The 20,089-nt window shown below is 30.7% G+C and carries 23 protein-coding genes; 13 read left to right on the top strand and 10 right to left on the bottom strand.

The features are described from left to right. The first annotated feature begins 28 nt into the window (after positions 1 to 28). Genes hslO through NSA01_RS00790 form a run of 6 tightly spaced genes read left to right on the top strand, consistent with a single transcriptional unit; the run spans position 29 to position 4,639 of the window. Complete coding sequence (gene hslO / locus NSA01_RS00815) at positions 29 to 904, top strand: Hsp33 family molecular chaperone HslO (RefSeq protein WP_257479635.1); 876 nt, start codon at positions 29 to 31, stop codon at positions 902 to 904. A gap of 3 nt (positions 905 to 907) precedes the next feature. Continuing rightward, positions 908 to 1,732, top strand: a complete 825-nt coding sequence (locus NSA01_RS00810; RefSeq protein ID WP_257479634.1) for a PHP domain-containing protein — start codon at positions 908 to 910, stop codon at positions 1,730 to 1,732. Positions 1,733 to 1,780: 48 nt separating this feature from the next. After that, entirely contained in the window at positions 1,781 to 2,368 is a 588-nt protein-coding gene (locus NSA01_RS00805; RefSeq protein WP_257479633.1) for a hypothetical protein, read from the top strand. A 13-nt stretch (positions 2,369 to 2,381) separates the two neighbouring features. Beyond that, positions 2,382 to 3,197, top strand: a complete 816-nt coding sequence (locus NSA01_RS00800) for a hypothetical protein (protein ID WP_257479632.1) — start codon at positions 2,382 to 2,384, stop codon at positions 3,195 to 3,197. A gap of 14 nt (positions 3,198 to 3,211) precedes the next feature. Next, a complete protein-coding gene (locus NSA01_RS00795; RefSeq protein WP_257479631.1) occupies positions 3,212 to 3,781 on the top strand; it encodes a thymidine kinase in 570 nt (189 codons plus the stop codon). Between the two features lie 30 nt (positions 3,782 to 3,811). After that, a complete protein-coding gene (locus NSA01_RS00790; RefSeq protein WP_257479630.1) occupies positions 3,812 to 4,639 on the top strand; it encodes a hypothetical protein in 828 nt (275 codons plus the stop codon). Positions 4,640 to 4,648: 9 nt separating this feature from the next. Here the strand turns inward: NSA01_RS00790 and NSA01_RS00785 are convergent, their stop codons facing one another. Together NSA01_RS00785 and NSA01_RS00780 are read right to left on the bottom strand one after the other, a co-directional pair. After that, positions 4,649 to 5,548, bottom strand: a complete 900-nt coding sequence (locus NSA01_RS00785; RefSeq protein ID WP_257479629.1) for a DMT family transporter — start codon at positions 5,546 to 5,548, stop codon at positions 4,649 to 4,651. Positions 5,549 to 5,778: 230 nt separating this feature from the next. Next, positions 5,779 to 5,973 carry a hypothetical protein gene (locus tag NSA01_RS00780; RefSeq protein WP_007050201.1) on the bottom strand — a complete coding sequence of 65 codons (195 nt, stop codon included), beginning with the start codon at positions 5,971 to 5,973 and terminating at the stop codon, positions 5,779 to 5,781. Positions 5,974 to 6,058: 85 nt separating this feature from the next. Here NSA01_RS00780 and uvrC point away from each other — a divergent pair, with 85 nt between their 5' ends. Beyond that, positions 6,059 to 7,927 carry an excinuclease ABC subunit UvrC gene (uvrC, locus tag NSA01_RS00775; protein WP_257479628.1) on the top strand — a complete coding sequence of 623 codons (1,869 nt, stop codon included), beginning with the start codon at positions 6,059 to 6,061 and terminating at the stop codon, positions 7,925 to 7,927. A gap of 9 nt (positions 7,928 to 7,936) precedes the next feature. Continuing rightward, positions 7,937 to 8,425 (top strand): phosphatase PAP2 family protein, encoded by a 489-nt coding sequence (locus NSA01_RS00770; RefSeq protein WP_257479627.1) that lies wholly within the window; start codon positions 7,937 to 7,939, stop codon positions 8,423 to 8,425. Positions 8,426 to 8,461: 36 nt separating this feature from the next. On the opposite strand, the gene NSA01_RS00765 is transcribed toward NSA01_RS00770, so the two are convergent. From NSA01_RS00765 to NSA01_RS00755, 3 genes are all read right to left on the bottom strand, one after another. Further along, the gene (locus NSA01_RS00765) at positions 8,462 to 9,385 is read right to left on the bottom strand and encodes a helix-turn-helix transcriptional regulator (RefSeq protein ID WP_257479626.1); all 924 of its coding nucleotides are present in this window, start codon (positions 9,383 to 9,385) and stop codon (positions 8,462 to 8,464) included. Between the two features lie 204 nt (positions 9,386 to 9,589). Beyond that, positions 9,590 to 10,507, bottom strand: coding sequence for a SufB/SufD family protein (locus tag NSA01_RS00760; protein ID WP_257479625.1), 918 nt, complete (start codon positions 10,505 to 10,507; stop codon positions 9,590 to 9,592). A 3-nt stretch (positions 10,508 to 10,510) separates the two neighbouring features. After that, positions 10,511 to 11,230 (bottom strand): ABC transporter ATP-binding protein, encoded by a 720-nt coding sequence (locus NSA01_RS00755; RefSeq protein WP_257479624.1) that lies wholly within the window; start codon positions 11,228 to 11,230, stop codon positions 10,511 to 10,513. Between the two features lie 403 nt (positions 11,231 to 11,633). Here NSA01_RS00755 and NSA01_RS00750 point away from each other — a divergent pair, with 403 nt between their 5' ends. Then, positions 11,634 to 13,058 carry a terminase large subunit domain-containing protein gene (locus NSA01_RS00750; protein ID WP_257479623.1) on the top strand — a complete coding sequence of 475 codons (1,425 nt, stop codon included), beginning with the start codon at positions 11,634 to 11,636 and terminating at the stop codon, positions 13,056 to 13,058. Positions 13,059 to 13,112: 54 nt separating this feature from the next. Next, positions 13,113 to 13,508, top strand: a complete 396-nt coding sequence (locus NSA01_RS00745) for an SdpI family protein (protein WP_257479622.1) — start codon at positions 13,113 to 13,115, stop codon at positions 13,506 to 13,508. Between the two features lie 417 nt (positions 13,509 to 13,925). Here the strand turns inward: NSA01_RS00745 and NSA01_RS00740 are convergent, their stop codons facing one another. Beyond that, positions 13,926 to 14,741 carry an MBL fold metallo-hydrolase gene (locus NSA01_RS00740; protein ID WP_257479621.1) on the bottom strand — a complete coding sequence of 272 codons (816 nt, stop codon included), beginning with the start codon at positions 14,739 to 14,741 and terminating at the stop codon, positions 13,926 to 13,928. A 195-nt stretch (positions 14,742 to 14,936) separates the two neighbouring features. On the opposite strand from NSA01_RS00740, the gene NSA01_RS00735 reads away from it, so the two are divergent. The 3 genes from NSA01_RS00735 to NSA01_RS00725 are packed head-to-tail and all read left to right on the top strand — an operon-like array spanning position 14,937 to position 18,005. Continuing rightward, complete coding sequence (locus tag NSA01_RS00735) at positions 14,937 to 16,217, top strand: adenylosuccinate synthase (protein WP_257479798.1); 1,281 nt, start codon at positions 14,937 to 14,939, stop codon at positions 16,215 to 16,217. Between the two features lies 1 nt (position 16,218). Next, positions 16,219 to 17,043, top strand: a complete 825-nt coding sequence (rsmI, locus tag NSA01_RS00730) for a 16S rRNA (cytidine(1402)-2'-O)-methyltransferase (RefSeq protein ID WP_257479620.1) — start codon at positions 16,219 to 16,221, stop codon at positions 17,041 to 17,043. 38 nt (positions 17,044 to 17,081) lie between these two features. Beyond that, positions 17,082 to 18,005: a DMT family transporter gene (locus NSA01_RS00725; protein ID WP_257479619.1), complete on the top strand. Its 924-nt coding sequence runs from the start codon at positions 17,082 to 17,084 to the stop codon at positions 18,003 to 18,005. 22 nt (positions 18,006 to 18,027) lie between these two features. On the opposite strand, the gene NSA01_RS00720 is transcribed toward NSA01_RS00725, so the two are convergent. From NSA01_RS00720 to NSA01_RS00705, 4 genes are all read right to left on the bottom strand, one after another. Beyond that, entirely contained in the window at positions 18,028 to 18,192 is a 165-nt protein-coding gene (locus NSA01_RS00720) for a toxin-antitoxin system protein (RefSeq protein ID WP_257479618.1), read from the bottom strand. Positions 18,193 to 18,346: 154 nt separating this feature from the next. Further along, the gene (locus NSA01_RS00715; protein ID WP_257479617.1) at positions 18,347 to 19,003 is read right to left on the bottom strand and encodes a SpoIIIAH-like family protein; all 657 of its coding nucleotides are present in this window, start codon (positions 19,001 to 19,003) and stop codon (positions 18,347 to 18,349) included. A gap of 13 nt (positions 19,004 to 19,016) precedes the next feature. Next, positions 19,017 to 19,583: a hypothetical protein gene (locus NSA01_RS00710; protein ID WP_257479616.1), complete on the bottom strand. Its 567-nt coding sequence runs from the start codon at positions 19,581 to 19,583 to the stop codon at positions 19,017 to 19,019. Next, on the bottom strand, positions 19,583 to 20,089 hold the full coding sequence (locus NSA01_RS00705; RefSeq protein WP_257479615.1) for a stage III sporulation protein AF: 507 nt from the start codon (positions 20,087 to 20,089) through the stop codon (positions 19,583 to 19,585). The genes NSA01_RS00710 and NSA01_RS00705 overlap by 1 nt, the downstream gene beginning before the upstream one ends.

The raw sequence follows: 20,089 nt of genomic DNA, 5'->3' as shown, positions 1-20,089 counted from the left end.
ATACTTACTTAAACGAGGTGAAAATAAAATGGACTATATAATCAGAGGAAATCTTAAAAATAAACCTATTATATTTTTTGTTATAACGGCAAAAGATACAGTCGAAGAAATGAGAAAAATTCATAATTCAAGCCCCAATGCAACAGCTTGCGCGGGAAGAAGCTTAATGGCTACGGCACTTATCGGATATACAATGAAAAATGACAGTGACATGGTAACAAGCATTATTGACTGTGACGGAGAAATAAAAAAGGTAACAGTAACGGCAAATTCAAAAGGCGAAGTAAAATGCGATATAATAAATCCCAATACGGGAATTTATTTGAATGATATAGGAAAACTGGACGTAAAGAAAATAGTGGGAAACGGGACTCTCAAAGTAATCAAAGATATCGGACTTAGAGACCCATATGTGGGAGAGACAAAATTAGTCAGCGGAGAGATCGCAGAGGATTACACCTACTACTTTGCAATGAGTGAACAAACGCCCAGCGTTGTCTCATTAGGTGTACTGTTAGATAATAAAGACTTCTTTGTAAAAGAAGCGGGAGGACTTATCATACAGCTTCTGCCGGATGCAAAGGAAGAAGACATAGAATATTTGGAAGATAAAATAAAAGGCTTAAAATACATGACAGCACTTTTAAACGAGGGTAAAGATCCTGAAGACATAATAAAATGTATATTTGATGACGGTGAAATTGAATTTACAGATAAAAAAGATGTTGTTTATAAGTGTAACTGTTCAAAGAAAAAAATAGAAAAAGTGGTTTTGGCACTTGGGAAAGACGAGCTATTAAAAATACTAAAAGAAGATCATGGTATTACTTTAAAATGTCATTTCTGCGGCAAAGAATATCACTTAGATGAACAAGAACTCTTAAACTTAATAAACGAGGCGTAATAAATGGCTAAAGCAGATTTACATGTTCATACAATAATGTCTGACGGAGCAAACACCATAGACGAACTTATACCCATCTGTAAGTCTAGAGGGGTAGATACACTGGCTATTACCGACCATGACACAATAGGAGCCTTTGAAAATTTCAAAGATAATTACGATATAAATATAATTAAAGGAATAGAATTCTCTACGACATATAAAAATAAAAGTGTTCATATCTTAGGATATTTTATAGACAATAAAAACGAAGGATTAAATAACAAATTAACATATTTAAGAAACAAACGAAAAAACAGAGCAAGAGAAATAATAGAAAAGTTAAATAATAAAGAAAATATAATAATCAATTATGATGATATAAAAAAAGATACTGATGATGCATCGATAGGCAGAATGCATATCGCAAGAGAAATGGTAAGGCTTAAATATGTAAAAAATACTGAGGAAGCATTTATTAAGTACATCGGTGATGATATGCCTTGCTTTGTTAAGAATGAAAAAGTTACGATCCCCGAAGCTATAGAACTGATTAAAAATGCGGGAGGAATAAGCTTCTTGGCTCATCCCGGATTGATAAAAGATATTAATGACTACAACGAGATATTGGATTATGGACTAAACGGGATAGAAGTCTTTTACCCAAAGCACTCAAATGAACAAAGACAATATTTTTATAATTTAGCTATCGAAAGAAATCTTTTGATTAGCGGAGGAAGCGATTTTCACGGATTAAAGACAAAAGGCAAAAATAAAATCGCAAGTGCTTATTTAACCGATAAGTATTTATACAAAATAATAAATTTTCATAAAAATATGACAAAATAATAAAAAAACTATACTATAATAAAAATAATATAAAAAAAGGAGACGATTATGTTATTAGGAGAATTAGCAAAATTAGAAGAAAACAAAGAAATTATTGTTTCTTCATTTATGAAAGCAAATAAACTTAAGATAAAAAGAATAACATATATTTCAAATGAAGGATACGGGAGCGGGGTAAATATATATATTGCAAGAAAAGATAAAGAATTTAATCCCCTTGAAGTATTTTTAGGCTTATGGCTTAAAAATACTATATGGGAAGAAGAATTAAATGACTTTGATTATTCAAAAGAAGAATGTGAAAAGGTATTTAATGATTTATTCTTTGAAATGGCAAGCGGCTATGATTTAAAAAAACTAAGCCCGAGAGATGCTTCGATTTCCTTGGCTAAGGCTGTAAAGAAAGAACTTGATAATATAAACAAAGAGAACGTTGAAGTTACAAATCCGGACGAGGTTGAATTCCTTGATGTTTCGGGGATATATGTAAATAAAAAGTATATATTGTCTCCACCGCTCATACTAAGAAGTCATGATGAGATAATTGACGCAATAGAATTATTTTCAAGCGATATTATGGGTGAATACGAAGAAATGTTTTTAGAAAGTAAAGAAAGATATATATATTTCTTTTAAATAAGGATATAAGATGAAAAAACTTATTTCTATAATACTTGTTCTCATATTAACTATAGGAATGTTTACAGCATGCGGCAAAGATAATGTAAAGGACAGTGACAGCGGTAAAATAAAAGATTTTAAAATAAAACATGAGTATGTAGACGGAAATTATTATATATTTGCAAAAAAATTCGATAATGATTCAAAAGCTCCTTATATGAAGCTTATTGTCAAAAATAAAATAATAACCGGTATATATTTTAATTATATATCTAGTAACGGAAAGTTATATTTAAGTGACAACAATAATAATGAAACATTGTTTTATATTAAAACTTTAAATACTGCCGTTCTTCAAAATCAAGATAAAATAAAAAATACCAACCAAAACTATGAAGATGTTTATAAAATATATAATGAATTACTGACAGAAGGTTTAAAGAGCATAAAAAATGGTAAAAATAATATCAGTTATGTTGATTTTGCAACGACACATACAGCTCAGAACTATAAATATGATAAAAACGGATATGATGCAACCCTAAAGGTCACTTATGAAAATAATGTGATAAGTAAAATATCATATACAAAAAAAGATTCATCAGGAAACATAATAACTTCTAATAATTCTTATTTAAAAAAATTTAAAGATAGCAATAATATAAATTATCAAAAATATATCCAAAATGTAATAGATTTATCCATAGGAGAAGATAAAGTAAGACAATCTTTAAATGATTTGGATATTGACAAGGAATATAATATATTAGCAAAAAGAATAAATGCAAAAGCAATTGATTTTGATTATACAAAATATGAAATCTTCAATGATATAAACATTTAAAAACGGAGAAAACAATGGCACAATTATACTTTAGATATTCAACGATGAATGCGGGAAAATCAATAGAAGTATTAAAAATAGCTCATAACTATCAAGAACAAGGTAAAAACGTATTAATCTTTACTTCAGAACTTGAAAACCGATACGGAGAAGGATTTGTAGGTTCAAGAATAGGTTTAAAAAGAGAAGCTATGACTTTCAATGAAGATACGGATTTTAAACAAATAGTGCAAATGCAGGAAGATGAAATACACTGCATCGTCATCGACGAAGGACAATTTTTAACAGGACAGCATGTTCTCGATCTTACTCAAATCGTAGATTACATGGATATCCCGGTCATAGTCTACGGACTGAAAAATGACTCACAAAACAACTTATTCGAAGGAAGTATCAACCTTCTTATTTATGCAGACAAAATCGAAGAAATAAAGACAGTCTGCTGGTTTTGCAATAAAAAAGCTACAATGAATTTAAGGATAATCGACGGCAAACCCAATTATTCAGGTAAACAAATTCAAATCGGAGATAATCAAAACTACATACCGGTTTGCAGAAAGTGTTATGGAAATCCCAAATTATAAACGTACATATTAATATTAAGGAGGAAGTCCATGTACTTTGACGTCCTGGTTTATAATGGGAATATCCATACTTTTGAAAATCCATATGATATATACAGAAGTATGTTAATAAAAGATGGGAAAATAGTAAAGTTATATAAACAAAATTATGTAGAGGATGAAATAGATTTAAAAAATGATGTAGGTAATATGATTAATCTTTATAATCAAACTGTAATACCTTCATTTATTGTAAAAGACGTCTATATGCTTCCTCTTCTTTTATTTAAATATAATAAATATTTGAAGTTCAACACTTTGGGAGAAGCCGAAGTATATTTCGGCAATTTAGATAATAGGACTCAAAAACAAATATTATCCGAAGGTAACGATTATTTACTTAATAAGGGTATCAGCACGATCATCTTGAAAGAAGATAATTACTCCGAAAGTGTCAATAACAGAGTAAATGAGTATTTGATCCATAACAGTACCATTAAATATCTAAAAAAGAAATCAAGCAGAAGAATAATTAATAATGATACTATTATAAAGGCAGCAGAACATTTTCCGGATTTAGACCCACTAAATAAAGTGAAAAAATCAATAGAAGAAAACATGTATCCGTACCTTGCAATAAAAAAGGAATTATACATCGAAGCAAAAGAAGCTAACCATTTAAATGATATGGGGCTCATAAAAGAAAATTATTATGCAAATTTTATGATATTAAACAAAGATATATTTATACCGGAAGACGACAATTATAGAGACTTAGAAATCATAAAAAATTACGCATTCGGTGAAGAAGTAAGAAAAACAAAACATAAGAATACCATAGACAACATCAGAAAAGTAATATTAAAAAAAGAAGCATAATTGCTTCTTTTATTTTTTAGTGTGATAATACAGTAAACTGCCTATTAATATCATAATAAGTCCTATGCCCTGAATATAGCTAAAGGTCTCTGATAAAAAAATTATTCCCGCAAGTGTTGAAACTAAAACAGTAACATTATTCATAAGCCCCACACTTATAACGCTTATATTTTTCACAGCAAAATTATTTAAATAAAATACTGCAATAGTCGCAAGCAGTGCAAGATACAAAATCCCATAAATAAAATCAATATTACTTATTACAGTTATTATCTGATGAGTAGGAGAAAGGAACATAAATACAAGTAATATAATCAAAAATATTATAAAACCATAGTAAATTTGATAAAAGCAAACATCATCCAAATCTACATCTTCTCCTATTTGTTTGAATTTTCCCTGATATATTGCTCTTGAGAATATAGACATTATTATCAAAGCCGCACCTACTACAGCAAAATGATAATTATTATTAACGGAAGAAGACACGCTGGCTATAAGAGTTCCTGCAATACATAATGCCATACAAGAAGCTTGCTTGATAGTAAGCTTTTCGTGCAGCATAAAATAGCTTACAATAACATTTGCTATCGGTATCAAAGCTATAAGGACACTCACCGTAGTGACAGGACACATCATAACTCCGATAGTCTGAAAGGAAAAATTAACAACGGGATTATAAAAAGATAATTTAAACATTTCTTTATGTTTAAAAGATAAATCGATCGGTCTTTTCTTTATAAGAAATATAATAAGCATTACTATAAAAGCTACAAAAAATCTTGAGCTTAATACTAAAAATACATTATTATTTGAAAGTTTCACTAAATCTTTGATAAAAATATATTGCATACCCATGATCAGACTCATGAGTAAAGTTGCTAAGTATCCTTTTTTCTTATTATCCATAAAAATAGTATATGAATATCAAGCTCTCTTTATACAAAGCTTTTTATAAACAGTGGTATTAAAAAATATATAATATTAGACTTATTTATAGAAAATTTCTTACACTTAATATACAAAAAAGGAGTTTTAAACCCCTTAAATTTTATTATAATATCTATTAATAAAATTCAAACCAAAACTTTTTTTGAAATACCGATAATAAAAATAAAAAAAACAGAGATAAACTCTGTTTAATCCAACATTCCATATGCAATTTGTTCTAATTCTTCATTTGAAAGATTTTCGTTAATATCTATTTTCTGAACTATATCATAAAAGGTTCCCTTTAAAAATTTTTTTAAGGTATATCCGAAAAACACTTTTTGTGTTACATAAACATCGTATTTATCATTACTGACTTTGAGTTCATTAAATTTAGTTTTCATGTCATACTCCCGATTTATTTAAATTAAACAAGTTATATGATATAATAACTTGGTGTAAAAAGCAAGATACATAGGTGAAAATTTTATGAGTAAAGAATTCAGCGAAAATTTAAATAATAAAATCAAATTACTCCCTGAAAACAGCGGCGTTTATCTTATGAAAGACGAAAACGGCACTATTATTTATGTGGGTAAAGCTAAGGTGCTTAAAAATAGAGTAACCCAATATTTCAGAAAAAATTCCAATCATACACCAAAAGTTTTGAAAATGGTAGAAAACATTGCAGACTTTGAATATATAATAACCAACAATGAAATGGAAGCATTGATACTGGAATGTAATCTAATAAAGAAATACAGACCTTATTATAATATCTTAATGCGGGATGATAAAACTTATCCATATATCAAAATAACTACAAAAGATGAGTATCCTAAATTATTCGTAACAAGAAAATATATAAATGACGGAAATAAATATTTCGGACCTTACGCAAATGCGACATATGCCAAAAAGGCAGTAAGTACGATAAACGAGCTATATCCTATAGCTATGTGTAAAAAAGAACTTAAAAGCGGAGTCAAAAAGGGCGATGTATGTTTAAACTATCATATAGGACAGTGCCTTGGAGTATGTCAGGGAAATATAGATACTAAGCTTTATAACGGCTATATAAAAGAAATAATAGATATACTAAACGGAAAGACTGCTAAGATAATTCAAAGCCTTGAAAACAAAATGAACAGCTACAGCGAGAACCTTGACTTTGAAAATGCCGGGAAAGTCAGAGATAAGATTTTTGCGATAAAAGGTCTTAAAAGCGAACAGAACGTATCAAATGCAAATGCGGACAATATGGATATTTTAGGGCTTGCAATGGCGGAAGATATGGCGTGTGTACAAGTTTATGCACTGAGAGATAAAAAAATAGTGGGAAGAGAAAATTATATATTAAAAGGTCAGAATGAAAAAGATGTCAGCGAAGTATTGTCTGCATTTATAAAACAGTTCTACACCAATACACCTTTTATACCTCCTCTGATTTTAGTCGAAAAGGAATTTGATGATATAGATAATATTACAGATCTGCTTACAAAGCTTAAATCTAAGAAAGTAGAAATAAAAGTCCCGGTAAAAGGAGAAAAGAAAAAATTATTAAAACTTGCCACTGACAATGCAAAATTAAATCTTGAAAATACAATAGGAAAAGAAAAGCAGAAGGCATTGATGGAAAAGAAAGCCGTTGAAGAAATAAATGAATATGCAAATATCAGTAAAGAAGGCAATTTCAGATATGAAGCATATGATATTTCCAATACATCCGGAGTTGACAGCGTAGGAGTCATGGTTGTATTCGACGGGGCAAAAAGAAACTATAAAGCATACAGAAAATTTAAAGTAAAGTCTATTGAAGGACCTAACGATTACGGAAGTATGGTGGAAGTCGTATTCAGACGTCTTAACAGAGCACAAAAAGAGCTTAAAGAAAATGATGGAAATCCAAGATTTTTACCCCTTCCGGATATAATATTTGTCGACGGAGGAATAGGTCATGTCAATGCAGTAAAAAATGTAGTGGATACTTTTAATTTTAATATTAAAGTCTTAGGGCTCGGAAAAAATAATAAACACAAATTAAAGGAAGTAGTAAAAAGCAACGAGGAAGCAAGAAATATAAGAGATTTTGAATTTGCCGTAAAGCTACTAAACGATATAAGTGAAGAAGTCCATAGATTTGCCATTGATTATCATAAAAACTTAAGAAGCAAAAGTTTCCTTAAAACTACGCTTGAAGAGATTGAGGGAATCGGTAAGGTCAAATGCAGGAATCTTTTAAAGCACTTTAAAAACATGGAAGATCTAAAAAATGCACCTATTGAAGAAATAATAAAAGTAGACGGTATGAATGAAGAACTTGCAAAAAAAGTTAAGGACCATTTCAAAAACGATTAGGTGATATGCATGAATAAAGAATTTTATTTAAAATTATATGCACCCTTTTATAAAGATAAAAATAAAAAAAATTTTCTTAATATAATAGATAAGATAGTAACATATTTAATATTTTTATCTTTTCCCATATTTATAATGATTAATTTTATAAAGGGTCACGATGTAACCAGGCTTATACTTTCTACATTAATTCCATTTATATTATTAAGTGTATTTAGAAAAGTATTTGATGCAAAAAGACCATATGAAATATTTGACATAAAACCGATACTCAATAAAGATACAAAGGGTAAGTCGTTTCCCAGCAGACATGTATTTTCCGCCTTTGTAATAGGAACTTCCGGACTATTTATATCCGTTACATATGGAGTAATAATTATTATATTGGGTATTTTACTGTCGGTCATAAGAGTTATGGGAGTAGTACACTTCATAAAGGATGTTACTGTCGGAGCTTTATTAGGAATAGTTTGTGCCTTGATAGGTATGTTGATATAAAAAGAACCAAGAATGATGTCTCGGTTCTTTTTTTTATTATTTATCATCACCTATAATTATCGTAGCTATTGCGCAAAGCACACCGCCTAAAGGAAATACGACCCAGCCGGGATGCCATAAATTCCAAATAAATCCTAATGCCAGATATATAAAAGTAGCAATAAGCATTATTACTCCCGAAACTTTGCCTATAAGTGAATTACTGTCAGGGGAATATATATCGTGATGTTTATTTTCTTTGTTATAACCGTTTATATCATATTTTGCCTTCTGCATTCCAAAGTATGTAAATATACTTACCGCTATTGTTACCATGAACATAAACAGTCCCATAACAGCCGGCATATTATCTACATCTGTCTTTAATATTTCCTCTACCCCTACCAGAATAGTGACAGCAACCAATATGATACCAACGCCTACGGCTATCATACCGGCAAACAATCTGTTATAAGAACTCTTTTCTTCTTTTGTATAGAAATCGTCAAAATAAGGATGTTCTTCTACAAAATTGGAATGACTTATTCCGAAATAAACAAATATGAATACCGCTATCGTAACCAAAATAAAAAATAATATAGTCGAAATGGAACTGAATGTATTTATAAAGAAGTTTCCGCCTTTAATCAATCCATCGGACATACTCATTATAGTTACACCAAGGAGAATCAAAAACACTCCTAAGGTTATCATTTTGGAAAACTTATTCTGAGCGTTTTCGTATAATTCTTTATCTTCTTTAAAAGAATTATCATTAACGGAGATATTCCCCTGTACAAGTTCGTCCATATTAAGGGAGAATATATCGCATAAAATAAGTAATTTATCCATTTCAGGATATGATGTACCATTTTCCCATTTTGATACGGCCTGTCTTGATACATCAAGTTTTTCTGCAAGCTGTTCCTGAGATAAATTATGTATCTTTCTTAAGTTTTGTAAATTTGTGTTGAAATTCATTTTATACACCTTCTTTCTGCCCTAATGATACTGTCTGCATGAATTATTTTCTACCAACTTTTAATTGCAACTACAAGTTTTTTTGTAAACTTTTAGTTGCAGTCATGTTAATTATATATACATTATACAGATTACGCCTTATATTTACACTAAAACTTTAAAATAATAAAAAAAGAGATGATATTACATCTCTTTTCGTAAGTACTATTTTAAAAAGCCGGAAATAATTTTTTGTTCCGCTTCTTCTTTTGTAAGTCCCAAACTTTGAAGTTTGAGGATTTGTTCCCCGGCAATCTTTCCTATAGCAGCTTCATGGATAAGTTCAGCGTCAATATCAGAAGCAACAAGCGACGGAGAAGCGGATACCATTCCGTTATCTACTAATATTGCATCACACTCGGAATGTCCCTTACATTTCGTTTCTCCATTGATTTTAGAATTAAATTCCTGATAAGAATTTCCCTTAGCTACGGAACGTGAAATCAAATCAACTTTAGAATTTTCACCCTTTAATACTACATCAAAATCCGTTTGTGCTTTTTCATTTCCGTCCGTCATTATACGTTCTCTGACAATAAGCTTTGCACCTTCTTCTAAAGTTCCATTAGTTTTACGAATAGAACTATCGACACCTTCAAGCTGTATCGTATCCATTTCAAGTACTGCACCCTTTTTTAAATTTACGTCGGTTATGGGGTCTATTCTTTTAATCCCTACGCCTTTTCCCGTTGCGATATGCTTTTCCTCATATAATACATGAGCATTTTCTTCAAGGAAAAATCTATGGATACCGTTATGCCTTGCATCATGTCCGTCATCGGTATGGACTCCGCAGCCTGCAACAATCGTTACATCTGCATTTTCACCTACATAAAAATCATTATACACAAGGTCATCTACATCTCCGTGCGTTACACAAGCGGGGATATAAACTTTTTCATCTTTTGTATTCGGTTTAATATGAATAATAAGTCCGGGACCATCTTCTTTAGATTCGATTTTAATATTTTTACTTGACTGTCTTCCCGCACATTTACCGTCTTCTCTTATATTAAATGCACCTTCAAATTTGCCTGTAAAACCCGAAACTGCACGAAGTATCTGTTCTGTTGTCTTATTCATGATCTATAGCTCCTTTTCCTTCGGACACATATTTGCCCTTTCTTCTTTAAACAATGTAGGAAGGATTTTTTCTCTTCTTCCCATGTCTCTGACCTTTCCACCTGAAATAACTATGATTTCGTCTGCAATGGATAAAATCCTTTCCTGATGAGAAATGATTAGTAAAGTTCCTTTATTTCTTTTTCTTAAAATTTCAAAAGTTTCAACTAATTTTGAGAAGCTCCAAAGGTCTATACCTGCTTCGGGCTCATCAAATATAAGAAGTTTCGCATCTCTTGCAAGTACTCCCGCGATTTCTATTCTTTTACTTTCTCCTCCGGATAAAGAGTCATTTAGTTCTCTATCAATATATTCTTCGGCACAAAGCCCCACTTTACTTAAAAGAGCACAAGCCTCCCCTTCTTCAAGGTCTTTTCCCGCAGAAAGCTTTAAAATATCTCTTACGGTAAGTCCTTTAAACTTAACAGGCTGCTGAAATGCATAAGCAATGCCTTCTTTTGCACGAGTGGTTATATCTTCATTCGTGATATCTTTACCATCTAATATAACTTTACCGGAAGTAACTTGTTCGATCCCCGCTATAAGTTTTGCAAGAGTGGTCTTACCTCCTCCGTTCGGTCCGGTTACAACAACAAGTTTACCGCTTTCAATATCTAAATCTATATCTTTTATTATTTCTTCGCCGTCTTCTGCTTTCCATTTGACATGTTCTAGCTTTAACATTTTCTTAATTCCTTTCCTTTTCTATATATATTAAGTTATTTCCTTTATTTTACATCTTTATTATTTAGATAGTATATCACATACTTTTACATAAAAAAAGATTATTTCCTACCAAATGAGTATTAATTTAAAAAATACGAAATTTCAGCCTGATTTATTTACAAAAATCATAAAATATTTTCAGAATATTTAAAAAATTACTGTTAAATCTATTAGATAAATTATTTAATAATTATACTCCAGTTATCGTATCTTTACAACATGATTTACCTCTTCGGGCAATACGCCTGCTTACGCAGATTCCGCGCCCGAAATCACTTCTCTGTCCCCTTTTAACTTTAAAAACTCATTAATTTTTATTTTACCCATTTTGATAAAATTTTACTAATATAAGGAGGATAAAATGAAAGAAGTAACGATAGATTATGAAGAAAATAATAAACAAAAGATTTTTCACAAAAGCAGTGAGGAAGAAGTATTATACGGAGGAGCAAAAGGAGGAGGTAAAAGCTGTGCTTTGGTTATGGACGCACTTAAATATGCTCTTATATATAAAAAGAGCACGATATATCTTTTCAGAAAAACCTATGACGACTTGGAAGCAAATTTAATAAGTGAATGGTTTAATAAAGTTCCAAGTATTATATATAAATATAATGCTTCAAAAAAAACTGCAACACTAATAAATGGAAGTAAAATATTTTTCAGGTTTGTATCAAATTATAAGGACGCTATAAGATACGACGGAAGAAGTATTGATTACATAGGAATAGATGAACTTACTCACTTTGAAGAAGAATGGGTCCAAATACTGCTGTCATGTCTTAGAAGTCCAAAAGGATACCCTACATTTTTCAGAGCTACAGCAAACCCGGGAAATATAGGTCACGCATGGGTAAAAGCAAGATACATTACATCTACCGACTATGGTAAAAAAATATATGAAGACAAAAAAAACGGAAATAAAATAAAATTTATACCGGCAAGAGTATATGACAATAAAGTTTTAACAGAAAACGACCCCAAATATATAAGAAGACTGGAAAACCTTCCCGAAGCAAAGAGAAAAGCATATTTAGAAGGTGATTGGGATATATATGAGGGCAGAGCCTTCCCTGAATTTAACGAAGAAATACATGTCATAGATGATTTTGAGATACCTAAACACTGGGTAAGGTGGATGGCGGTAGATAACGGATATGCTGACCCGTTTTACTTTGCATGGTTTACAATAAGCGAAGACGGAATAGTATATCTTTACAGAGAGTACACGAGAAAACACACAGATATAAGAATTCCATATTCCGAGCAAGGAAAAAATGCAATGGAAATGATGTCAAAACCCTATGTCGATGAAAATGGCGAAATCAAAGAAGAAACAGAGGATATTGAAGTATGTGTTGCAGGTCTTGACGCATTTAATAAACACCATAGGGACTTAAGCGGAAAAACCCTTATCGACTATTATATACAAGGAGGATTTACCGTTCCGTTTACAAAAGCTATAACATCGAGAGAACTTAGGAAAAGCACTTTCCATGAGTACTTAAAACCAATAGAAGATGAAAATACAAATACCGAGTATGCAAAATTTCAGGTTTTCAAGTCATGTAAAACCTTCATAGAAACCTTTAAAAACTTAATGGAAGAAGAAGGAAATCCTGAAGTAGTCGCTGACGACAAAAACGACCATGCATACGACGCCGTGGGATATGGGCTCATATATTATCATTCTGACAAGAGCAAAAAGATAGTAGAAGAAAAAAGGATTGAAACTTATAAAAATGAAGCAATAAAAAGAAAGAAAAAAACTAAAAAACATTTATAAAATATTTATTTATATCTGCATTTTTTAAGTATAATAAAATAAAAAGGATATGAGATGAAATTTTGGATATTCATGTTTATCATGAACTTATTGATACCTATAATAATGATTATTTTCGGTAAATTATTTATTAAGAATGCACCTAAGAGCATAAATATGGCTTACGGATACAGAACATCAATGTCGATGAAAAACAAAGATACTTGGTCCTATGCCCATAAACTCTTCGGAGGTATATGGCATAAATTAGGTTTTGTATTACTGATTTTATCAATAATAGCTTCATTATTTACTATAAATAGAAGTGAAAACATAATCAGTACAGTAACGCTGATAATTCAAACTACAGAGATGATTGTATTGATTCTTCCCATATTTTATGTGGAGAAGAAATTAAAAAATACCTTTGACAGTGACGGAAACAGAAAAAGCATTGAAGATATTAAATAATATGACTAAAATAATAAAAATATAAAATTAAAAGAAGACGAGATAAATAATTTTAACGTAAATCATTATAAAACATACAAATAAATTTATATCAAAAAAACCATAAGAAAACTAAATTTTTACAGAAAATCTACAAATAAGAGAGAGAAAAGAATATGTAGGAAACAATGCAACATTATTGAAAAAGATTTTATAAAAATCAGTAAAAAAAATTAGAATGCACTGTAACTGTAACGAACAAGGTCTGTAAAAAAAATAACAAACTAAAATATAATAACTTAGCGACACTATGCTACAGGATATAATAAAAAATATTTATTATGTATTTAGATATGAAATCAAATATATTATTCTAAAATAGTAAAATGCGATAAAAAATATTGTCTCATTAAAATAAAGGATACATATGTATCCTTTTTATATTTCTATAACACTTCCGCACTGAACTTCAATATAACTATTTTTAAATTCTTCGCTTATTTTTGCAGACACCTTATATCCGGTACAATGGCAAGGCATGATATAATTTATATTCTCTTTTTTCAGCATTTCAATAGTATTATCGACCCTGTTCTTATCTGCATTGATTAAATGCATACCTGCAAATAAAGAATAAATTTTTTTACCTTTAAATATATCTTTTACATATGAGACTGCATTGATTATGCCCATATGAGAGCAGCCCATAAATAAAGATAAACCATTGGAAGTTTCAACAACAAGGATTTGTTCATCATACATTAAATCAGGTAACATTTTATCTTTCTGCTTTATATAAAATCCTTTTGGTTTACTTTCAAAATCATTACTATAAGGAATATTACTAATTAAGTATACACCCTTAAAAATTTCTTCTTTATCATCAATATAATGAAAGTGATTTTTTATATTATCATCTACATCAATTCCATTAAAATAATATTTATTCTTCTTTTTATTTATACTGAACTTCGGGATTAGTGCTTTTGTTGATATATAAATATTGGGAATATTATTTATTTCATTTAAATAATCAAGTCCTCCCCCATGGTCATAATGTCCGTGAGAAATAATGATTGCATCTAAATTATTTAAGTCGACACCGAGTGTTTTTGCATTTTTTATGAACACGTCACTTTGTCCGGTATCCAGCAATATTTTTTTATTATTGAACTCGATCAATGCAGAAAGTCCATGCTCGGCTATAAGGTTCTTTTTATATACCATATTTTCATTTAAAACAGTAATTCTCATAATATCACCTTCATTCATTATTTGTAATTATACCATAATAACTAAATCATAACATTAAATGTTTGGTAATCATTAAAGTTCTGAAAATTCAGATATATACCATTAAAAGTAGGTAAAATGAGGATTTTAGTATTGATTATATATACCAAATGGGGTAAAATAAAGTGTCGTTATAAAGTACTAGGAGGTATTATGATGGGAAATTTAGTAGTAGTCGGTTCACAATGGGGCGACGAAGGAAAAGGTAAAATAACAGATTACTTTACAGATAGATGCGATATTGTTGTAAGAAGTTCAGGCGGTAACAATGCGGGACATACAGTTATAGCAAACGGCATTACATATAAGTTACATGTTATTCCTTCAGGTGTTATCCAGGATAAACCATCAATTATTGGCGCAGGAATGGTAGTTGACCCTACATGGTTAGTTAAGGAAATGAACACTTTAAAAGAACAAGGGGTCAAGTTTGATAAACTTATCATTGACAAAAGAGCGCAGGTAATCATGCCTTATCACAGAGTGCTTGATGAACTGATCGAAAAATCACTTGGTAAAAACGATATAGGAACGACAAAAAGGGGTATCGGACCTGCTTATACGGATAAAATCAAAAGAAGCGGGATAAGAATTTGTGATTTAATCGATACACCGCTATTCGAAGAAAATTTAAAAATCAATCTCGAAGCTGTTAATAAAGAAATTGTAGAAGTTTACGGCGGAGAAGAATTAAAATTTGAAGATATTTTTGATGAGTACAATAAATGTGCGGATATCATAAGACAGTATGTAGCTGATGCTACAGTTATTATTTATGATTACATCAAAAAAGGTAAAAAAGTGTTATTTGAAGGTGCTCAAGCAACACTTCTCGATATAGACTTCGGTACATATCCATACGTTACATCATCTCACCCAACAGCAGCCGGAGCATGCATAGGTTCGGGCATAGGTCCTGCTTATATTGACGATGTATGCGGGATTGCCAAAGCTTACACAACAAGAGTAGGTAAAGGTCCTTTCCCTACAGAGTTATTCGATGAAGACGGAGACTATCTAAGAGAAAAAGGTTATGAATACGGTACTACAACGGGAAGACCGAGAAGATGCGGATGGCTTGACGCAGTAATACTTAAATTCGCGGTAAGAGTAAATTCTCTTACAAGTATAGTATTTACAAAACTTGATACTCTAACCGGAATGGAGAAAATAAAACTTTGTGTCGGATATAAATACAAAGATGAAATAATCACAGATTTTCCTGCAGAACTTACGGTTCTCGGCGAATGTGAACCTGTTTATGAAGAATTTGAAGGATGGAATGAAGATATTTCACAAATCAGAGATTTTGATGAACTGCCTGAAAATGCTAAAAAATATGTCAACAGGGTGGAAGAACTTTGCGAAGTTCCAATCGGTATCGTTTCTGTAGGACCTGACAGAGAAGATACAATTATAAGACAACAATATTTATAATATGGAAGATAAAGTATATATAGTATCGACACCTATCGGTAACCTCGAAGATATGACCTTCAGAGCAATAAAAGTTTTAAAAGAAGTCGATGTTATCTTATGTGAAGATACGAGACACTCAATAAAGTTACTAAATCATTTTGAAATAAAAAATAAGCTGATAAGCTATCATAAATTTAACGAAAAGGAAAGAATAGACTATATTCTTTCCTTAATAAATGAAAACAAGACTTTGGCTTTGATTTCAGATGCGGGAACACCTTTAATATCAGACCCTGGGAGTATACTTGTAAAATCATTAATAGAAAATAATATAAAATTTACAGTAGTACCCGGTGCTAACGCATTACTGCCTGCACTTATTTTGTCCGGATTTAACAGTGAAGAATTTTTATTTGTTGGATTTTTAGCTAAGAAAAATAATAAAAAAGAAGAAAAATTAAATACATTAAAAGAGTTAGACAAAACTTTGATTTTTTATTCTTCTCCTTACGAATTGATTGATATGTTAAAATCTATCGACAATGTTTTGGGAGACAGAAAAACTGCTGTATCAAAAGAAATAACGAAACTTCATGAGACTACTTACAGAGGAACGCCGAAAGAACTAATTAATATGTTAAGTGATGTGGAAATAAAAGGCGAATTTGTCGTTGTGGTGGAAGGAAATAAGGAAGAAAAAAAATTACTTACAAAAGAAGAAGCAAAAGAAATATTTGATATGGAAACCCAAAAGGGTGAACACCCTAAAGAGTTGATAAAGAAATTAGCTAAAGAAAACAATTTAAATAAAAGAGATTTATATAATTATTTAATGAAAAAATAAAGCCCATAAATAGGGCTTTTTTATATCGAGAGGTAAATATGAATAAGACAAAAGAAATATTTTTGACAAGACCGATAATAATATGTTTACTCGCTTCTATATGCTGCATTTTATGGGGAAGTGCATTTCCCTCAATTAAAATAGGATATAGGCTTTTTAATATCACTTCAGCGGATACCGCCGGTCAAATGCTTTTTGCGGGATTAAGATTTACCCTTGCGGGAATTCTCGCTATTATTCTTGGAAGTATCATCTCCAAAAAGCTTTTGATTCCTAAAAAAGGATCTTATAAATCTATACTTAAGCTTTCAATGGTCCAGACTGTTCTTCAGTATGTTTGTTTCTATGTGGGACTTGCAAATACAAAGGGAGTCAAGGCTTCCATTATAGAAGCTTCAAATGTTTTTTTAGCAATATTGATACCTTCTTTGATATTAAAGCATGAAAATCTAACATTCAAAAAAATGCTTGGATGTACCATAGGTTTTATAGGCGTGGTTATCATCAATTTAAACGGTGCCAGTTTGGATATAAGTATGAAATTAAGCGGAGAAGGACTTATATTTATGTCTGCGGTAATGTACGCATTATCTTCCATACTGGTAAAAGAATATTCAAAAAATGAACAGCCTGTCGTTTTAAGCGGATATCAATTTGTTTTAGGCGGGATAGTAATGATATTAATAGGTTTGTTTATGGGAGGTAAAGTAAGCGGTTTTAATTTGAATTCAACACTTCTTTTAATTTATATGGCTCTTATATCCGCTGTTGCTTATTCCCTATGGTCGATACTTCTTAAATACAATCCCGTAGGAAAAGTGGCAGTCTTTGGATTTTTAAATCCGGTATGCGGTGTTATCCTATCTGCGGTACTATTAAAGGAAGGAAGTGTCTTTAATATTCTTGGTTTGATTTCTTTGATTCTGGTTTGTATAGGGATATATATGGTAAACAGGGAATAAAAAAACGCCTTAAGGCGTTTTTTTATGACTTCTTCTTTTTACCCATATTTCGTTCCAGTAAATGCTTGTTTAAAACAATATTGATATACTGAGAAAATGACCTGTCGTCTAACTCTGCCAGCTTTTTAATATCTTTGATAATTTGCTCATCCAGAGTTATACTAACTTTTGCTTTTAATGGTCTCATATCTATCCTCCCATGCACATACTAAACTCCGATATCTTATAATATATTATACTACCAAATTTTACCAATATCTCGTAAATATGATAAAATAATACATAGTCGTATTTTGTCGTATTCTGTAGAAAACTATTAAAAAAGGAGATTTTTTCTCATTTTATATACTTTTATTCATACTTGTACTGCTTTCACTAGTATTTTCTTTTGTTTTATCATTTGTATCCGTCTTAGTATTGTTATCATCTTTACTGTCATTGTCCTTTTTTGTATTGCTTGTTGCAATGGTTATTTTAGAAATATCTATTTTACATTCTTTATTTACTATATTTTGAACTTTGGAAGCGTCTGCGGGACTTAGTTCATCTGCATCCACAATTACATTTGCATAGCCTTCATGTATAATCACTATAGCATCATCAAACCCTTTAGATTTAATTAGATTTTCTACGACAAGCTCAGTTTCCGACAACTTTGAAATAGCTACACTTTCTTCAACCGCTTCCTTAACTATGTTCTTATCAGCTGAAGAATCCTTTGCAATATTTTGAAGAGCTTCCAAGTTTTGACTTCTTATCTTGTCTCTGTTGAGTCTGTATTCACTGAAAAATTCATCCGACAATTCTGCGTTGCCGCTTAATACATCATCCTCGCTTATATTTGAAACAAGTGTGGCATTGCTTGGTTCATTGTTATTTACATTAGCTACAGATGAGCTGTCCCCCTTATAAAACAATGTATAGTTAGCAATACTGATAACCAGTAAACATGTAACCAGTCCCACTAAAACTGCATTTTTTTTCTTGATTTTATTCATGACCCCATTCTCCTTATATATTTTCTTTACTTGGTAAAACTACCACTTTATAACTAGGCAAGCTAAGTAACGCCTCTACACTTTTGGTTATGTAATACTGGACCGTCTTATTGCCCGCACCGCTTGCCACAATAACAACTCCCACGACTTCAGGGTATTTATCCTTAGTCGTAAACGGACTTTCATTGGAACCGTCTCTTACCATAACCGCATCTTTTGAAGAATTACTGCTGTCATTAGTATTTTCATCACTGCTGCCGGAAGTACTTGTAGAGTTACTTTCATTATATGCAATATTTTTTTCTATTTCTCCGTCAAGAGTTATAGTAACTTTTACATTACCTACTCCGCTTACTTTACTCAATGTTTCTTCAATACTCTTTTCTAAGCTAGTTTTATATTCGCTTGAAGATAATTCCTTTGAAGTTTCTTTTTTATCTTTATTACCTGAAGACGAGAATAAAGAAGAAAATAATATTAAACAAAGTCCTATTACCAGAAGTATTATAAGCAAAGATTTATTTTTATCCTCACCCTTAATAAAATTATTAATGATACCGCTTAGTTTATCTTTATCCATTACTCTACACTTCCTGTCTTAATATTTATATTATTTAAGTCCACTAAATATGTTTTACTTAGATAACTTTTTATCTTATCTTTCTTTTTTATGTCATTTTCATTTAAAGTAATATTTATTTCTTTGATATCCCCGTACGTATCGCTGTTGGAATCCTCATTTATCCTTACACTTACTTTACTTTCTATATAATATTTCTTATTTATAATCCCTTTTATATTATCGTTTAGTTTATTTTTATATTCATCTATTATGAGGCTGTCGGTATCAATTTTTCCCTCATTGATCTGACTTTCAAATGTATCTATCCTCACATAACTATCGTTTAAGAGAGAGGAAAACTCACCTTTTTTAACTATGGTCAATATAGGCGTTAAAATAGATATCACGAGAAGTAAAGATATAAAAAACTTAATATATTTATCATATTCCTTTGAAGGAGAAAGAAGCCTTAATATACTTATTACCATTATCAAATATAAAAAATTCTTTGTAATATCAGCCAT

This window comes from Anaerofustis stercorihominis (genome assembly GCF_024623185.1).
Taxonomy (GTDB): domain Bacteria; phylum Bacillota; class Clostridia; order Eubacteriales; family Anaerofustaceae; genus Anaerofustis.
Note: the sequence above shows the minus strand (reverse complement) of the source record. Positions and strands in the feature narration are given on the sequence as shown.

What these genes read in the sequence shown, in the direction of transcription:
- NSA01_RS00735 (WP_257479798.1), top strand. Translation starts at nt 14,937, where the DNA reads ATGGGAAATTTAGTAGTAGTCGGTTCACAATGGGGCGACGAAGGAAAA.
- NSA01_RS00715 (WP_257479617.1), bottom strand. Translation starts at nt 19,003, where the DNA reads ATGAATAAAATCAAGAAAAAAAATGCAGTTTTAGTGGGACTGGTTACA.
- NSA01_RS00740 (WP_257479621.1), bottom strand. Translation starts at nt 14,741, where the DNA reads ATGAGAATTACTGTTTTAAATGAAAATATGGTATATAAAAAGAACCTT.
- NSA01_RS00725 (WP_257479619.1), top strand. Translation starts at nt 17,082, where the DNA reads ATGAATAAGACAAAAGAAATATTTTTGACAAGACCGATAATAATATGT.
- NSA01_RS00705 (WP_257479615.1), bottom strand. Translation starts at nt 20,089, where the DNA reads ATGGCTGATATTACAAAGAATTTTTTATATTTGATAATGGTAATAAGT.
- NSA01_RS00800 (WP_257479632.1), top strand. Translation starts at nt 2,382, where the DNA reads ATGAAAAAACTTATTTCTATAATACTTGTTCTCATATTAACTATAGGA.
- NSA01_RS00770 (WP_257479627.1), top strand. Translation starts at nt 7,937, where the DNA reads ATGAATAAAGAATTTTATTTAAAATTATATGCACCCTTTTATAAAGAT.
- hslO (WP_257479635.1), top strand. Translation starts at nt 29, where the DNA reads ATGGACTATATAATCAGAGGAAATCTTAAAAATAAACCTATTATATTT.
- NSA01_RS00755 (WP_257479624.1), bottom strand. Translation starts at nt 11,230, where the DNA reads ATGTTAAAGCTAGAACATGTCAAATGGAAAGCAGAAGACGGCGAAGAA.
- NSA01_RS00790 (WP_257479630.1), top strand. Translation starts at nt 3,812, where the DNA reads ATGTACTTTGACGTCCTGGTTTATAATGGGAATATCCATACTTTTGAA.
- NSA01_RS00780 (WP_007050201.1), bottom strand. Translation starts at nt 5,973, where the DNA reads ATGAAAACTAAATTTAATGAACTCAAAGTCAGTAATGATAAATACGAT.
- NSA01_RS00785 (WP_257479629.1), bottom strand. Translation starts at nt 5,548, where the DNA reads ATGGATAATAAGAAAAAAGGATACTTAGCAACTTTACTCATGAGTCTG.
- NSA01_RS00720 (WP_257479618.1), bottom strand. Translation starts at nt 18,192, where the DNA reads ATGAGACCATTAAAAGCAAAAGTTAGTATAACTCTGGATGAGCAAATT.
- rsmI (WP_257479620.1), top strand. Translation starts at nt 16,219, where the DNA reads ATGGAAGATAAAGTATATATAGTATCGACACCTATCGGTAACCTCGAA.
- NSA01_RS00760 (WP_257479625.1), bottom strand. Translation starts at nt 10,507, where the DNA reads ATGAATAAGACAACAGAACAGATACTTCGTGCAGTTTCGGGTTTTACA.
- NSA01_RS00765 (WP_257479626.1), bottom strand. Translation starts at nt 9,385, where the DNA reads ATGAATTTCAACACAAATTTACAAAACTTAAGAAAGATACATAATTTA.
- uvrC (WP_257479628.1), top strand. Translation starts at nt 6,059, where the DNA reads ATGAGTAAAGAATTCAGCGAAAATTTAAATAATAAAATCAAATTACTC.
- NSA01_RS00745 (WP_257479622.1), top strand. Translation starts at nt 13,113, where the DNA reads ATGAAATTTTGGATATTCATGTTTATCATGAACTTATTGATACCTATA.
- NSA01_RS00805 (WP_257479633.1), top strand. Translation starts at nt 1,781, where the DNA reads ATGTTATTAGGAGAATTAGCAAAATTAGAAGAAAACAAAGAAATTATT.
- NSA01_RS00750 (WP_257479623.1), top strand. Translation starts at nt 11,634, where the DNA reads ATGAAAGAAGTAACGATAGATTATGAAGAAAATAATAAACAAAAGATT.
- NSA01_RS00710 (WP_257479616.1), bottom strand. Translation starts at nt 19,583, where the DNA reads ATGGATAAAGATAAACTAAGCGGTATCATTAATAATTTTATTAAGGGT.
- NSA01_RS00795 (WP_257479631.1), top strand. Translation starts at nt 3,212, where the DNA reads ATGGCACAATTATACTTTAGATATTCAACGATGAATGCGGGAAAATCA.
- NSA01_RS00810 (WP_257479634.1), top strand. Translation starts at nt 908, where the DNA reads ATGGCTAAAGCAGATTTACATGTTCATACAATAATGTCTGACGGAGCA.